Annotated in this window: 14 protein-coding genes, 1 tRNA gene and 1 pseudogene; 11 read left to right on the top strand and 5 right to left on the bottom strand. The window is 67.4% G+C overall.

Annotation, left to right across the window (positions count from 1 at the left end):
- A tRNA-Leu gene (locus QE395_RS11465) sits at positions 1-87 on the bottom strand.
- 74 nt (positions 88-161) lie between these two features.
- On the opposite strand from QE395_RS11465, the gene QE395_RS11460 reads away from it, so the two are divergent.
- From QE395_RS11460 to QE395_RS11440, 5 genes are all read left to right on the top strand, one after another.
- Positions 162-854, top strand: coding sequence for a glutathione S-transferase family protein (locus QE395_RS11460; RefSeq protein ID WP_306989158.1), 693 nt, complete (start codon positions 162-164; stop codon positions 852-854).
- Positions 855-939: 85 nt separating this feature from the next.
- Complete coding sequence (locus QE395_RS11455) at positions 940-1,944, top strand: TraB/GumN family protein (RefSeq protein WP_093534076.1); 1,005 nt, start codon at positions 940-942, stop codon at positions 1,942-1,944.
- A 70-nt stretch (positions 1,945-2,014) separates the two neighbouring features.
- Positions 2,015-2,470 carry a BLUF domain-containing protein gene (locus tag QE395_RS11450; protein ID WP_249834047.1) on the top strand — a complete coding sequence of 152 codons (456 nt, stop codon included), beginning with the start codon at positions 2,015-2,017 and terminating at the stop codon, positions 2,468-2,470.
- Positions 2,471-2,755: 285 nt separating this feature from the next.
- A complete protein-coding gene (locus QE395_RS11445; protein ID WP_306989156.1) occupies positions 2,756-4,039 on the top strand; it encodes a nucleotide sugar dehydrogenase in 1,284 nt (427 codons plus the stop codon).
- A gap of 31 nt (positions 4,040-4,070) precedes the next feature.
- Positions 4,071-5,693 (top strand): FMN-binding glutamate synthase family protein, encoded by a 1,623-nt coding sequence (locus QE395_RS11440; RefSeq protein ID WP_184124117.1) that lies wholly within the window; start codon positions 4,071-4,073, stop codon positions 5,691-5,693.
- Here the strand turns inward: QE395_RS11440 and QE395_RS11435 are convergent.
- Both QE395_RS11435 and QE395_RS11430 read right to left on the bottom strand, forming a co-directional pair.
- On the bottom strand, positions 5,690-6,934 hold the full coding sequence (locus QE395_RS11435; protein ID WP_306989154.1) for a TIGR03862 family flavoprotein: 1,245 nt from the start codon (positions 6,932-6,934) through the stop codon (positions 5,690-5,692). The two genes, QE395_RS11440 and QE395_RS11435, sit on opposite strands and share 4 nt — an antisense overlap.
- A 5-nt stretch (positions 6,935-6,939) precedes the next feature.
- Positions 6,940-7,381, bottom strand: a pseudogene (locus QE395_RS11430) (FKBP-type peptidyl-prolyl cis-trans isomerase).
- Between the two features lie 63 nt (positions 7,382-7,444).
- Between QE395_RS11430 and QE395_RS11425 the strand changes: the two are divergent.
- From QE395_RS11425 to QE395_RS11410, 4 genes are all read left to right on the top strand, one after another.
- The gene (locus tag QE395_RS11425; RefSeq protein ID WP_068850799.1) at positions 7,445-7,810 is read left to right on the top strand and encodes a DUF6164 family protein; all 366 of its coding nucleotides are present in this window, start codon (positions 7,445-7,447) and stop codon (positions 7,808-7,810) included.
- 45 nt (positions 7,811-7,855) lie between these two features.
- Positions 7,856-8,602, top strand: coding sequence for a sulfurtransferase (locus tag QE395_RS11420; protein ID WP_306989151.1), 747 nt, complete (start codon positions 7,856-7,858; stop codon positions 8,600-8,602).
- 91 nt (positions 8,603-8,693) lie between these two features.
- Entirely contained in the window at positions 8,694-9,689 is a 996-nt protein-coding gene (locus tag QE395_RS11415; protein WP_306989149.1) for an LLM class flavin-dependent oxidoreductase, read from the top strand.
- Between the two features lie 150 nt (positions 9,690-9,839).
- Positions 9,840-10,340 carry a pyridoxamine 5'-phosphate oxidase family protein gene (locus QE395_RS11410; RefSeq protein WP_306989147.1) on the top strand — a complete coding sequence of 167 codons (501 nt, stop codon included), beginning with the start codon at positions 9,840-9,842 and terminating at the stop codon, positions 10,338-10,340.
- On the opposite strand, the gene QE395_RS11405 is transcribed toward QE395_RS11410, so the two are convergent.
- Both QE395_RS11405 and QE395_RS11400 read right to left on the bottom strand, forming a co-directional pair.
- On the bottom strand, positions 10,337-10,996 hold the full coding sequence (locus tag QE395_RS11405; protein WP_184124111.1) for an exopolysaccharide biosynthesis protein: 660 nt from the start codon (positions 10,994-10,996) through the stop codon (positions 10,337-10,339). The genes QE395_RS11410 and QE395_RS11405 overlap by 4 nt on opposite strands.
- Positions 10,980-12,302, bottom strand: coding sequence for a hemolysin family protein (locus tag QE395_RS11400; protein ID WP_095364043.1), 1,323 nt, complete (start codon positions 12,300-12,302; stop codon positions 10,980-10,982). Before QE395_RS11400 ends, QE395_RS11405 begins: the two co-directional genes overlap by 17 nt.
- A gap of 272 nt (positions 12,303-12,574) precedes the next feature.
- Here QE395_RS11400 and QE395_RS11395 point away from each other — a divergent pair, with 272 nt between their 5' ends.
- Positions 12,575-13,201 (top strand): DUF47 family protein, encoded by a 627-nt coding sequence (locus QE395_RS11395; RefSeq protein WP_068850813.1) that lies wholly within the window; start codon positions 12,575-12,577, stop codon positions 13,199-13,201.
- A gap of 13 nt (positions 13,202-13,214) precedes the next feature.
- Entirely contained in the window at positions 13,215-14,336 is a 1,122-nt protein-coding gene (locus QE395_RS11390) for an inorganic phosphate transporter (protein WP_068850816.1), read from the top strand.
- Positions 14,337-14,786: the final 450 nt, after the last annotated feature.

The following is a 14,786-nucleotide window of genomic DNA, read 5'->3' as shown; positions in this document are numbered from 1 at the left end:
TGGTGCCCGGAGCCGGAATCGAACCGGCATGGGGTTGCCCCCGGCGGATTTTAAGTCCGATGCGTCTACCAGTTTCGCCATCCGGGCGGCGCTGCGGAGGAATTGTAGCGGAATCCTAGGGGGCGCTAGCATCAGCTTTCCTGCTCCGGGCCATTCTGCATATGCTGAAACTGCACATCGGCAACAAGAACTACTCCTCGTGGTCGATGCGGCCGTGGGTGCTGATGACCCAGGCCGGCATTCCGTTCGACGAGGTCGTGCTGCGCTTTGACGGCTTCGACCCGGACTCGCAGTTCAAGCGCAGCGCCGAGGCGTTGTCGCCCTCGGGCACCGTGCCGGTGCTGGTCGATGGCGCGCTGGTCGTCTGGGATTCGCTGGCCATCGCCGAATACCTGGCCGAACGGTTTCCGGAATCGGCGCTGTGGCCGCAGGAGACCAGCGAACGTGCGCTGGCCCGCAGCGCGACCGCCGCCATGCACAGCGGGTTCGGCGCGTTGCGCTCGCACTTGCCGATGAACATCGAAGCACTGCTTCCCGAGGTCGGGGCGCGGGTACTGCGCGAGCAGCCGGACGTGGTGGCCGACCTGCAGCGTCTGCAGGCGCTCTGGGAGCGGTTGCTGGCACGCCACGAGGGCCCGCTGCTGTTCGATCGTTTCAGCATCGCCGATGCGTTCTTCGCTCCCGTGGTGATGCGCCTGCACACCTATGCCGTGCCGGTATCGCCGCGCGTGGCCGCCTACATGCAGCAGGTGCGGGCACTGCCGGGCGTGCAGGCATGGATCGCGGCGGCGCTGGACGAGCACGATTTCCGCCCGTTTGAAGAGCCCTATCGGCAGGCACCGGACCCGGGCTGATCGGCACCGGTACTTGAGGCACGGTTTACGCCGCTGCGATGCGCGCCGTACGCTGCACGGCAGGCGCACAGGAAGGTGGACAGGCATGGCGAAGAGGGCAGCAGCAGGCGCGTTGCTGGTGTGGCTGGCCTGTGCGGGTGTGCCCGAAGGCAGGGCGCAGCAGGCACCGCCCGAGGTGGTCGACCTGGCGCCGGTGGTGGTCTCCGGCGTGCAGCCCGGGCCGGGCATGTGGCGGGTCACCAATGCGCAAGGCCACACGTTGTGGATCCTGGGCACGGTATCGCCGCTGCCGGCCAGGCTGGACTGGCGCGCCGACGAGGTCAAGGCGGTCATCGCCAGCGCCGATGCCGTGTTGGGGCCGCCGGGCTGGACGCTGGATGCCGATGTCGGCTTTTTCAGCCGGCTCACCCTGCTGCCCTCGGCCATGAAGGCGCAGCACGACCCGCAGGGCAGGCGGCTGCAGGAGATTCTGCCGCCGGAGCTGTATGCGCGCTGGCAGCCGTTGAAGGCCCGTTACCTTGGGCGCGGCAATGGGGTGGAGAAGGACCGCCCGTTGGTGGCCGCCACGCGGCTGTACGTGGCTGCCCTCGACGAGGTCGGGCTCAGTCCCCGATCCGGCGTGGGCAAGCTGCTTGAAAAGGCGTACAAGGCCCGCGGCCTGACGCCCGTGGTGACCCGGGTGGAGGTCAAGGTGGACGATCCGCGCGCCGCACTGAAGGAAGTGCGCGCCAGCCCGCTGCAGGACGTGGCCTGCCTGCAGCGGACGCTGGACGTGGTTGAACACCAGATGCCGCTGCTGGTCGAGCGCGCCAACGCCTGGGCGGCAGGGGATATCGACGCGCTCCAGCAGTTGGCCTTGAAGAGCCAGTACGACGCCTGTGTCGGCGCGATTGCCGACAGCGAGCTGGGGCGCCGGCGTGGCATGACCAACCTGGATGCACGCGCGGCGGAGAAGTGGATGGGCGCGGCACGCACAGCGCTGGCCGGCAACGCGGTCACCTTTGCGACCGTGCCCGTGCACACCCTGGTGGAACCGGGTGGCTATCTCGAGCGGCTGCGCCAGGCCGGCTACCACGTCGAGTCGCCCTGAGCCGGAAAACCATCTTTTCACCCCCGCGATCTTCATGGCATAGTCATGTGGACTTCACCGGGGGGTGCATATGGCGTTGCAGGCGTTCGCCTATGTAAGCGAGGCAGTCGACGGCATCGACGGTCCGGGCATCGACCGCATCCTCGCCGAGGCCTCCAACTTCAACCGCGTGGCCGGTGTGACCAGCGTGCTGATGTTCGATGGCCGGCGCTTCCTGCAGTACATCGAGGGCCCGGATGATGGCGTAGCCCCGGTCGAGCAGCGTGTGATCAACGCGCGCAGCCACCAGCAGATGCGCGAACTGGCACGCGGCGAGGTCGGCACGCGTCATTTCCCGCGCTGGACGATGGCCTCTGCCCGCATCGACCCGGACGTGATGAGCGCGATCATCGATGCCGACTGGACGGGGTTCGCCGCTTCCGCGCCCGTGGATGGCCAGCGCCGGGTCGGCTTCGCGCGTCTGCTCGAGGTATGGACCGGCGTCTCCGGCGAACTCGAACCCGCAGCCGTGACGCTGGGCTCGTGAGTGGCGTCGCTCGTAACACAAAGATCACAGTCCGCTTCGTACCATGTGTCTACCAGCTGTGACCGGTCCGGGGTATGCCCCGGGGTTGTCTGAAAGGGAAGTAACCGCAGCTGGACCACTTGTTGGCCGTCGTCCGTACTCTCCGCGGGCGGCGGCTTTGTTCTTTGTGGCGCAGCGCCTGCCGCGTTAGGCTTGTCGCAACTGTTTCCTGGTGGTGCCCCGCATGATCGATCGTTCCCCCGCGTACCTGTTGCCGCGCCGGCGTGCGCCTGCGGGGCTGGCCGGATGACGGCGGCCGACCGCGCCGCACACGCACGCATCGGCGTGATCGGGCTGGGCTATGTCGGCCTGCCGTTGACGGTCGCGTTCGGCGCGCAGCTGCCCACGCTCGGCTACGACATCGACCATGCGCGCGTGGCCGAACTGCAGCAGGGCCGCGACCACACCCTGGAAATGTCGGCGGAGGAACTCGCCGCTGCGGTGCAGGCGCGCTACAGCGTCGACCCGGCCGACCTTGCCGCGTGCACCGTTTACATCGTGACCGTGCCCACCCCGATCGACGCACACGAACAGCCGGATCTTGGCCCGCTGCGCGACGCGAGCATCCTGATCGGCAGCGTGCTCAAGCCCGGCGACCTGGTGATCTACGAATCCACCGTCTACCCCGGCACCACCGAGGAGGTCTGCGTGCCGCTGCTGGAAGCCGGCTCCGGGCTGCGCTTCAACCAGGACTTCCACTGCGGCTACAGCCCGGAACGGATCAACCCGGGCGACCGCCAGCGGCGCCTGCCCGACATCCGCAAGATCACCTCCGGATCCACCCCGGAGATCGCCGCGCTTGTCGATGCGTTGTACGCGCGCATCATCACTGCGGGCACCTGGCCGGCACCGTCGATCCGCGTGGCCGAAGCGGCCAAGGTGATCGAGAACATCCAGCGCGACGTCAACATCGCGCTGGTCAACGAGCTGGCGCTGATCTTCGACCGGCTCGGCATCGATACCCAGGATGTGCTGGATGCCGCCGGCAGCAAATGGAACTTCCTGCCGTTCCGCCCCGGCCTGGTCGGTGGCCACTGCATCGGCGTGGATCCGTACTACCTTCTGCACAAATCCGAAAGCGTGGGCTACCACCCCGACCTGATCCACACCGCGCGGCAGGTCAACAACCGCGTCGGCGCGCACGTGGCGCAACGCGTGCTGGCGCTGCTGGCCAGCCGCGGCAAGGCACCGCAGGGCGCACGCGTGCTGGTGCTGGGGGTGACCTTCAAGGAGAACTGCCCGGACCTGCGTAACAGCCGCGCGCTGGAACTGGCCCAGGCGCTGCAGTCCAGCGGCGCGCAGGTGCATGTGCAGGACCCGTGGGTCGGTCCGGCCACGCTGGAAGGCAGCGGGGTGCAGTGGGTGGAACAGCCCGACCCGCAGGGCTACGACGCGGTGGTGCTGGCGGTGGCGCATGACCGCTTCCGCGCGATGGACACCGCACGGATCCGCGCGCTGCTGGCGCCGGATGGGATCGTCTACGACGTGAAGTCGGTCTGGCCACGGGACGTGGTCGACGACCGCCTGTAGACTCGAACCCGGTTGTTGATCGAGGAAAGCCATGCATCGTTACCTGGTCTACGTGCTCGCCATCCTGTTGCTCCCGGTTTCGCTGTACCTGGCCGGGTACTGGGTCGCCTGGTACTGGGGCGTGGGCATCAGCGCGGCGATGGTCATCGTGGGCACCTGGGACCTGCTGCAGAAGCGCAGCACGCTGCGCCGCAACTACCCGGTGATGGCGCATTTCCGTTACGGCCTGGAATCGATCGGCCCGGAAATCCGCCAGTACTTCGTGCAGAGCGATCTCGAGGACGTGCCGTTCTCGCGCCAGCAACGCGCGCTGATCTACCAGCGCTCCAAGAACGAAATGGACGTGGTGCCGTTCGGCACGCTGCGCAGCACCTACGCGGTGGACTACGAATGGATCAACCATTCGCTGGCGCCGACCGAGGTGGCCGACCACGACTTCCGCGTGCTGATCGGGCCCAACTGCGCCAAGCCATATTCGGCCAGCGTGTTCAACATCTCGGCCATGAGCTTCGGCTCGCTGTCGGCCAATGCGATCCGCGCGCTCAACGAAGGCGCGCGCCGTGGCGGTTTCTACCATGACACCGGCGAAGGATCGATTTCGCCCTACCACCGCGAGATGGGTGGCGACCTGGTCTGGGAAATCGGCTCCGGCTATTTCGGCTGCCGCGATGAGCACGGCGGTTTCAGCGAAGAACGTTTCGTCGCCAACGCCAACACCGACCAGGTGAAGATGATCGAGATCAAGCTGTCGCAGGGCGCCAAGCCCGGCCACGGCGGGGTGTTGCCGGCCGCCAAGGTCAGCGCCGAGATCTCCGCCACCCGCGGCGTACCGATGGGCGTGGACTGCGTGTCGCCGTCGAAGCACTCGGCGTTCAACACGCCGGTGGAACTGCTGCAGTTCGTGGTGCGCCTGCGCGAGCTGTCCGGTGGCAAGCCGGTCGGTTTCAAGCTGGCCATCGGCCACCCGTGGGAATGGTTCGGCATCGCCAAGGCAATGCAGGAGACCGGGCTGCTGCCGGATTTCATCGTGGTCGACGGTGCCGAAGGCGGCACCGGCGCGGCGCCGGCCGAGTTCATCGACCATGTCGGCGTGCCGATGCATGAAGCGCTGTTGCTGGTCCACAACACGCTGGTCGGCCTGGACCTGCGCGACCGTATCCGGGTCGGGGCGGCGGGCAAGGTCAGCAGTGCCTTCGAGATCGCGCGCACCATCGCGCTGGGCGCGGACTGGTGCAATGCCGGGCGGGGTTTCATGTTCGCGCTGGGCTGCATCCAGTCGCTGAGCTGCCACAGCGACCGCTGCCCGACCGGCATCGCCACCCAGAACCCGAACCGATGGCGGCACCTGGACCCGGCCGACAAGGCCACCCGCGTGCACAACTACCACGAGAACACCTTGCGTGCGCTGCGCGACCTGCTGTGCGCGGCCGGCCTGCAACATCCGGCCGAACTGGGCCCGGAACACATCGTGCGCCGCGTGTCGCCGGTGGAGATCCGCTCGCTGGCCTCGCTGTACCGCTACCTCACCCCGGGCGAACTGCTGCGCCGGGTGCCCGACCACGCGGTATTCCACGACTTCTGGGCGGATGCACGCAGCGACTCGTTCCAGCCACCAGCACGCATCCAGGCACTACGCAACAGCAAATCGCGCTAGCGGGCGAGGTACTCCACCACCCCGCGCCCGGCACGCAATCCGCTGGCGAAACACGCGGTCAACAGATACCCGCCGGTAGGCGCTTCCCAATCCAGCATCTCCCCGGCGCAGAACGTGCCGGGCAGATCGCGCAGCATCAACGTGTCATCCAGCGCTTCCAGCCGCACGCCGCCGGCGGTGCTGATCACCTCGTCGATCGGTCGCGGCCGCAGCGGCGACAGCGTCAGCCGCTTCAGCGCGGCGGCGATGGTTTCGGCCGGCAGCTGGCCGGCGTCCTTGCCCAGCACTTCAAACAACAGCGCCGATTTCACCCCACTCAGACCCAGCTGCCGGCGCAGGTGTTCGCCGAAGCTGCGGCCCTGGCGTGGCTTGTGCAGCTTGTCCAGCAACTGCGCTTCGGTCTGCCCGGGCAAGAGGTCCAGCTGCAGCTGCACGTGGCCATCACGCGCCAGGCGGTCGCGCAGGTCCGCGGCAAGCGCATAGATGAGGCTGCCTTCAATGCCATTGGCCGTGATCACGCACTCACCCTGCTGCGTGCGTTCCTGGCCGTCGAGCCCGAGCCAGTGCGCGACCACCGGCTTCAACGGGGCGCCGGCCTGGCGGTCGCGGAAGTAGGGCGTCCAGTCGATGTCGAAACCGCAGTTGGCCGGTTTCAGCGGTGCGAGGTCGATGCCGCGTGCGGCCAGCGGCGCCACCCACGCGCCGTCCGAGCCAAGCTCGGGCCAGCTGCCACCGCCCATCGCCAGCACCACCGCATCGGCCTGCACCGTGGCAACCCCGTCCGGCGTCTCGAAGCGCAGCGCACCGTCGTCCTGCCACCCGGTCCAGCGGTGCTGCACATGGAAGCGCACGCCCTGTTCCTTGAGCCGTCGCACCCAGCCACGCAGCAGCGGGGCCGCCTTGCGGTCGACCGGGAACACCCGCCCGGAGGTGCCAACATAGGTTTCCACGCCAAAGCCTGCCGCCCACTCGCGCAGTGCGGGGCCGTCGAAATCGGCCAGCCACGTGCCGACCTCGGTCGCACGCTCACGGTAGCGGGACACGAACACGTCCTGCGGATCGGAATGGGTGAGGTTCAAGCCGCCCTTGCCGGCGATCAGGAACTTGCGCCCGGGCGAGCCTTTGGCCTCGTACAGGTCCACGGCGTGGCCGGCGGCGCGCACGGTCTCTGCCGCCATCAGCCCGGCCGGGCCGCCGCCGATGATCGCCACGCGTCGCGCAGGGTGGACGGGAGTGCTCATGCGGTTCAGCGCGGCTTGACGTCGAGCAGCTCGACATCGAACACCAGCGAGGCGTTCGGCGGGATCGGGCCGGCGCCGGAGGCGCCATAGCCGTAGTCAGCCGGAATCATCAGGGTGCGCTTGCCGCCGACCTTCATGCCGGCAAAGCCTTCGTCCCAGCCTCTGATCACCCGGCCCTGGCCCAGCCCGAAGCTGAACGGCTCGCCGCGATCGACCGAGCTGTCGAACTTTTCGCCGTGCTTGTCGGCGGCTTTCTCGTCGTACACCCAGCCGGTGTAATGGACCACGATGGTGCTGCCCGGGGTGGCCTCGGCGCCGGTGCCGGGCTGGGTGTCGATCTTCTCGAAGGTGGCGATGCTGCCGCCCGGCGGCGGGCCGGGGCGGGGTGCAGGCGGCCAGCAGCGACAGCAGCGCGGGAACGAGCAGGAACTTCGGCAGAGCACGCATGGGCGGCACCGGATGGAAAATGGGACGCAAGGGTAGCGCATCGCCGGGCGCTATCATGGGCGCATGTCGAAACTGCTGCTCAACCTGCGCAATGTCGCGGACGATGAAATCCAGGATGTGATCACCCTGCTGGACCGGGCGGGCATCGCCCATTACCGCACCGAACCCAGCCCGTGGGGAATCTCCTTTGGCGGGATCTGGATCCGCGACGACGCCGACCAGCCCCGGGCCAAGGCCCTGATGGCCGAGTACCAGCAGGCGCGCGGCGAGCGGGTCCGCGCCGAGCGCCAGGCCGCGCTGGCCGACGGCAGCGCCGAAACCTTCGGCACGCTGCTGCGGCGCCGCCCGCTGTTCGTGGTGGCGGTGCTGGCCGGCATGCTGGTGGCCGCCGCGCTGGTACTGCTGCCGTTCGTGCTGCTGCGCGGCTGAATAGCCGGTTGGGCGGGTGGGGCGGGGCCCGGGTAAAATGGGCGGATGATCGCCAATACCGCCGCCTATCACTTCTCCCCGATCGCCGACCCGGACGCGCTGTGTGCCACGCTGCTGGCGCGCGCCGAGGTGGCCGCACTGCGTGGCACCGTGCTGGTGGCGGGCGAGGGCATCAACCTGTTCCTGGCCGGCCCTGAAGCCGGCATCGACGGCTTCTACGCTGCGCTGCGCGCCGATCCGCGCTTCGACGGGCTGCGGGTGAAGACCAGCTACAGCCAGATGCAGCCGTTCGCCCGGCTCAAGGCCAAGGTCAAGCCGGAGATCATCAGCTTCCGCATCGACGATGGCCAGCCGCTGGCCTATCCACGTGCCCCCTCGGTGGACCCGGCCACGGTGCAGCGCTGGCTGCGCCAGGGCCATGACGATGAGGGCAAGCCGGTGGTCATGCTCGATACCCGCAACACCCAGGAAATCGAGTACGGCACCTTCCAGGATGCGCTGGTGCTGCCGATAACAAAGTTCACCGACCTGCCCGCGGCACTGGCCCCGCACCGCGACGCGTTGCGTGACAGCACCGTGGTCAGCTTCTGCACCGGTGGCATCCGCTGCGAAAAGGCCGCGCTGTGGATGCGCAACGACGGCATGGACAACGTGCTGCAGCTGGACGGCGGCATCCTCGGCTACTTCGAGGCCGTGGGCGGCGAAGGCTACGACGGCCGCTGTTTCGTGTTCGATGAACGCGTGGCCCTCGACGCGGAATTGAAGCCGCTGGTTGACCAGGCCGCCGATTGATATCGCGCGGGAATCAGCATTCCGCCAGCGGCCATGGTGTCCTTCGAGCGGCGCCCCCATCAAGAGTGGATAACCTTTGATGGAACGCCCCATGCAACTGTCGATTCTTGATCTGGCCCCGGTCTGCGAGGGCAGCGATACCACCCAGGCCTTTGCCAACATGCTGGACCTGGCCCAGCACGCAGAAGGCTGGGGCTTCCACCGCTACTGGCTGGCCGAGCACCACAACATGCCAGGCATCGCCAGCGCCGCCACCGCGGTGCTGATCGGCCACGTGGCCGGCGGCACCCAGCGCATCCGCGTCGGGGCTGGCGGGATCATGCTGCCGAACCACTCGCCGCTGCAGGTGGCCGAACAGTTCGGCACGCTCGCCTCGCTGTACCCGGACCGCATCGACCTCGGCCTCGGCCGCGCGCCGGGCACCGACCAGCCCACCGCGCGCGCCCTGCGACGCTACTTCGACAGCGCCGACCAGTTCCCGCAGGACGTGCGCGAGCTGCTTCACTATTTCGAGCCGGCGCAGCCCGGGCAGGCGGTGCGCGCGGTCCCCGGCGCGGGCATCCCGGTGCCGGTGTGGCTGCTGGGCTCCAGCCTGTTCAGTGCACGCTTGGCGGCGGCAATGGGCCTGCCGTTTGCCTTCGCTTCGCATTTCGCCCCGGATGCGATGGACGAAGCGCTTGCGGTGTATCGCCGCGAGTTCCGCGCCTCGCAGTATCTCACCGCGCCGTACGCGGTGCTGGGCCTGAACGTGGTGGCGGCCGAATCCGAAGCCGAGGCCAAGCGCCTGTTCACCACCCAGCAGCAGAGCTTCGTCAACCTGCGTCGCGGCCTGCCGGGCCTGATTCCACCGCCGATCGACGACATCGAAGCCTTCTGGCAGCCGCACGAGAAGATCGGCGTGCAGGACGCGCTGGCCTGCGCGGTGGTCGGCGACCAGCGCCAGGTCAGCGAAGGCATGGCCGCGTTCGCCGCACGCCACAAGCCCGACGAACTGCTGCTGACCGCCAACATCTACGACCATGGCGCGCGCAAGCGCTCGTTCGGGTTGGCGATGCACGCGCGCCGCGACCTTGCTGACCGGTTCTGACGTTGAACGCGTCGCCACGCGCCCGGTAAATGATGTACCGGCTGTGCGGCTCTCCACGTCATGCCACGCGAAGGCGACGTGACCATCCGGTTCACGTCGCCATTCCCACCCTTCCGGTGTGATGGAGCTCCTTATTCCAGGAGTCACCGCATGGCCGACCAAGATCGCCAGCAGCACATCGAACAGCTGGCCGAACTGATCCGCGACGTGGACATCGCCATGTTCACCACCACCGGCGTGGACGGGCGCCTGTACAGCCGCCCGCTGGGCACCCAGGAAGTCGAATTCGACGGCGACCTGTGGTTCGCCACCGCCGCCGACAGCCCCAAGGTGGCCGAGATCGCGCTCAATCCGCGCGTCAACGTGGCCTATGCCTCGCAGTCGAAGAACACCTACGTCTCGGTGGCGGGCATCGCGCGCATCGTCGACGACCGCGCCAAGGTGGAGGAACTGTGGTCGCCTCCGATGAAGCTGTTCTTCCCGGGCGGCAAGGACGATCCGAACCTGCGCCTGATCCACGTGCGTGCCGAATCGGCCGAGTACTGGGACGGCCCCGGCACGCTGCTGGGCAAGGCGCTCAGCTTCGTGCTCTCCGCCGTCAGCGATGACCCCGGCAGCTTGTCCGACAACGGCGTCGTGGACCTGCGTTAGAACCAGCGCTGGAACAGCTCGGTCAGGTAGTGCACCAACTGGCCGGAGCTGAAGCTGAAGAACAGCACCGCGGCAATCGCGCCGATCCAGTTGACCAGCATCAGGGTGCCGTCGCGTTCCAGCAGCGCCAGCGAGAACAGCAGCAGTTGGAACCCGAACAGGTAGTTGGTGAACGGGATCGGCAGCGACAGCAGCACGCCGGACAGCACCAGCAGCAGGCCGGTGAATGCATGCGCCGGCAAGGGCACGAGAAGGGCCGGGCGACGCGGCTTGAGCATGCGATCCAGACGGCGCAGCGCGCCGTCGATCTTCCCCAGGAATTTATGCATCGTGCCGCGTCGCGGCCCGCGGTTGGCGATGAACCCCGGCAGCCAAGGGCGCCGCATGCCGCACAGCATCTGCACGCCGATAAGGACCACCAGCGGACCGCTCACGGCGCCGCCCAGCCCGGGAACCGGAATGAACGACGGCAGGATCGCAATGAACAGGAACACGCCGAACGCGCTCTGCTGCAGGCCCTGCAGGATCTGCCCCAGGCGCAGGCGTTCATCGGGATCGCCGTGGTCGAACATCGCCAGCAGCGTACGGATGCCTTCGTTCTGGTATTCCGGCCGGCCCTGGTCCGGCGCCGGGGGCGGATCAGCCGGTGAGTTCATCAGTCTCCTCTTCGGCCAGCGTGCGCAGCAGCAGCTTGTCCACGCGCGCGCCGTCCAGGTCGACGATCTCGATGCGCCAGCCGGCCCAGTCGAAGTACTCCCCGGCATGCGGAATGCGGCCGAAGTAGTGGATGCACATGCCGGCCAGCGTGTAGTAGTCGCCGTCATCGGCATCGGGCAGTTCGGCGTTGCCCATCAGCTCGCGCAGGTCTTCGATCGACAATGACCCGTCCACCAGCAGCGAGCCGTCCTCGCGGGTCACCACCAGCGCGTCCTCGTCGACGTTCTCCACCGACTGCATGCGGCCGACCACCGCGCCCATCAGGTCGCTGATGGTCACCAGCCCCTGGATCTCGCCGTACTCATCCACCACCAGCGCCACCGACTGCTGCTCCTCGCGGAAGATCTCCAGCAGCTTCATCGCATGGGTGGATTCGGAGACATACAGCGGCTCGCGCAGTTGCTGGAACAGCGAGTGCTCATCGCGCACCAGGCGGGTGACCAGGCTCTTGACCTCGAGCACGCCGACGATGTCCTGGTCGTTGCCGCGGAAGACGGGGTAGCGCGAGAACTCGTGCTCGCGCATGGTGGCCAGGTTCTTCTCCGCGTCGGCCTGGGTATCCAGCCAGGCGATCCGGTTGCGCGGGGTCATCAGGCTGTCGGCAGTGCGGTCGCCCAGGCGCATCACCCGGTTCATCATGTCGCGCTCATGCGCGTCGATGACGCCGGCCTCGTGGCTTTCGGCCACGAGCATGCGGATCTCCTCTTCTGTCACGCTGGCCGCTTCGTCCTTGCCCAGGCCCAGCAGGCGCAGGACCAGCCGGGTAGTCTTGGACAGCAGCCAGACGAACGGGAAGGCCAGCTTGGCCAGCCAGCTCATCGGCAGGGCGACCAGCCCGGCGATGTCCTCGGAGCGGGTCAGCGCCAGGCGTTTGGGCACCAGTTCGCCGAAGATCAGCGTGACGAAGGTGATCAGGGTGACGGCCAGGCCCTTGCCGACCAGTTCGGCGTGGCCGAAGCCGGGCATCAGGCTCTTGATCCAGATGGCAATGGCCTCGCCGATGGCGTCGCCGCCAAGCAGGCCGGTCAGCACGCCGATCACGGTGATGCCGATCTGGACGGTGGAGAGGAAGCTTTCGGGCTTCTCGGACAGCTCCAGCGCCTTGGCGGCGCGCTTGGAGGTGCCGGCCATCTGCTTCAGGCGGCTCTTGCGCGAGGTCATGACCGACATCTCGGACATGGCGAAGAACCCGTTGAGCAGGATCAGGGCGAAAACAAGCAGGATCAGTTCAAACACGGGCGTCATCCCCGGTTGGTGGCAGGGAGGGCGTGTTCAAGCGCGGGCGGCTACCGGGCCAGGTCAGGCCTGGCGGGCGCGGCGGGGGATAAGGGTCGTCGTCCATAGAGTGCACCCGAAGGTGCCCGCGCATCTTAACAAAAGCCGGGGGGAGGGGTGCAAACAGGGTCGTTCAGGTGGCCCGGTGGCAGTGTGAAGACGACGGGAGTACCCGGATTGGACATCAAACCGTCATAATTCCGCCCGGTGCCGTCCTTCCTCGACGGCGAATAGGTTTCTCAATGTTCTCTCTGCAGACCATTTTCGGCTCCGGCAAACAGTTCTATACCCTGCTGGACGAGGCTGCCCAGGCGGCCTACGACAGCGCCAAGGCGCTGCATTCGATGCTGCGCGACGCCGACCGGCAGCCCGCGCTTGACGCGTTCAAGCTGGCCCGCCTGCGCGAACGCGCCGCCTCGGACAAGATCAGCCAGGCGCTGGTGGACAGCTTCATGACCCCGATCGAGCGCGAAGACATCGAAGCGCTGGGCTCGGCGCTGTACAAGATTCCCAAGCAGGTCGAGAAGTTCGCCGACCGCTACTCGCTGGCCACCAAGCATCTGGAACACATCGATTTCGCGCCGCGCGCGGCGATGCTCGAACAGGCCGCCAGCGTGGTGGTGGAGATGGTCCACGACCTGCGCAACATGAACCTGGACCGGATGACCGCGCTCAACGAGAAGCTGCGTGCACTGGAGAACGAAGCCGACCGCCTGATGCTCGAGCTGTACCGCGACATCTACTCCGGTCGCCTGGACAACCTGCAGATGTTCCTGCTCAAGGAGTTCTTCGAGATCCTGGAAAAGGCCATCGACCGTTGCCGCGAGGCCGGTGTGGTGGCTTACCAGATCGTGCTGAAGAACAGCTGACGGACGCCACAGCATGCTGACCCTCGTTCTGGTGGTGATCCTGGCCGCGCTCGTCTTCGAGTTCATCAACGGCTTCCACGACACCGCCAACTCCATCGCCACCGTGGTGGCGACCAAGGTGCTCTCGCCCGGCTGGGCGGTGATGCTCGCCGCCTTCATGAACCTCATCGGCGCCCTGACCGGCACCGCCGTGGCGCTGACCATCGCCTCGGGCCTGCTCAACACCGGCGTGGTTGACGTGACCCCGCAGGTGATCCTGTGCGCGCTGCTGGGCGGCATCATCTGGAACCTGATCACCTGGTGGAAGGGCCTGCCGTCGTCGTCCTCGCACGCGCTGATCGGTGGCCTGTGCGGCGCCGGCCTGGCCGCCGCCCACAACAACTGGGACGCGCTGATCTGGTCCGAACGCATCGGCACGTGGGCGCAGAACAAGGGCCTGCTGTGGAAGGTGTTCCTGCCGATGATCACCTCGCCGATCGCCGGCTTCCTGCTCGGCATCGTGGTGATGCTGCTGCTGTGGGCGATCATCGCGGGCATGGCCAAGGCCGGTGGCTGGCTGGGCCGCCTGGCCCGCCCGCGCATCGTCAACGCGTTCTTCGGCAAGGCGCAGATCGTCTCGGCGGCTTACATGGGCTTCGCCCACGGCCACAACGACGCGCAGAAGACCATGGGCATCATCGCCATGACCCTGATCGGCGCCGAGGCGACCGGCGCACTGAACGACCTGCCGTCCTGGCTGGCCTTCATGCACCCGGACGCGCACGCCGGTGACGGCATCGCGATGTGGATCGTGCTGACCTGCGCGGTGGTGATGGCCGCCGGTACCGCCTCGGGTGGCTGGAAGATCATCAAGACGCTGGGCCACAAGATGGTCAAGCTGCACCCGATCCACGGCTTCGCGGCCGAGACCAGCTCGGCCACGATCCTGACCCTGGCCGCGCACTTCGGCATGCCGGTTTCGACCACCCACAGCATCTCCACCGCCATCATGGGCGTGGGTTACGCCAAGAACCCGCGTTCGCTGCGCTTTGGCGTGATCGAACGCATCGTGTGGGCCTGGATCCTCACCATCCCGGCGGCCGGCGGCTGCGCCTACCTGATCCTGAAGCTGTTCGAGCTGTTCGGCTGGACCTGATCGGGGTTGGTTTGGAAACGCGAAAAACCCGGCTTCGGCCGGGTTTTTTTCTGCTGGCTGGTCGCGAAGAGCAGCGTTTTCATTTTTCCCGGCCGCCCCCGACAGATGGTCGCGTGCGGATGGGCACGGCAGACACGCATGGCGTGGCCCTACGCGGCGGGTACGTCGGTAGCGTCGGTTCCCAAACGACGGCACGGAACGCCACCGCGGCCGGTAACGCATGGAAATGATCGGCACCGCCGTTGATCTCCCATGGCCACCAACAAACCGTCGAGGGTCGGCGGGGGCGGGGGTACGGGGGCTTTGCGAAACATGGATGTTTCGCAAGAGCCTCCAGGGATGGATTCACGGCGCCCCCCGTACTCCCGCACCCGCCGGCCCAGCTCAGGCCAAGCGACGGCCACCGGCTGTTCGCCCAGATCCATGAAGCTGCCGGGCAGGGCCCGGCAC

The sequence above is a fragment of the Stenotrophomonas sp. SORGH_AS_0282 genome (assembly GCF_030818125.1).
Taxonomy (GTDB): domain Bacteria; phylum Pseudomonadota; class Gammaproteobacteria; order Xanthomonadales; family Xanthomonadaceae; genus Stenotrophomonas; species Stenotrophomonas rhizophila_A.
Note: the sequence above shows the minus strand (reverse complement) of the source record. Positions and strands in the feature narration are given on the sequence as shown.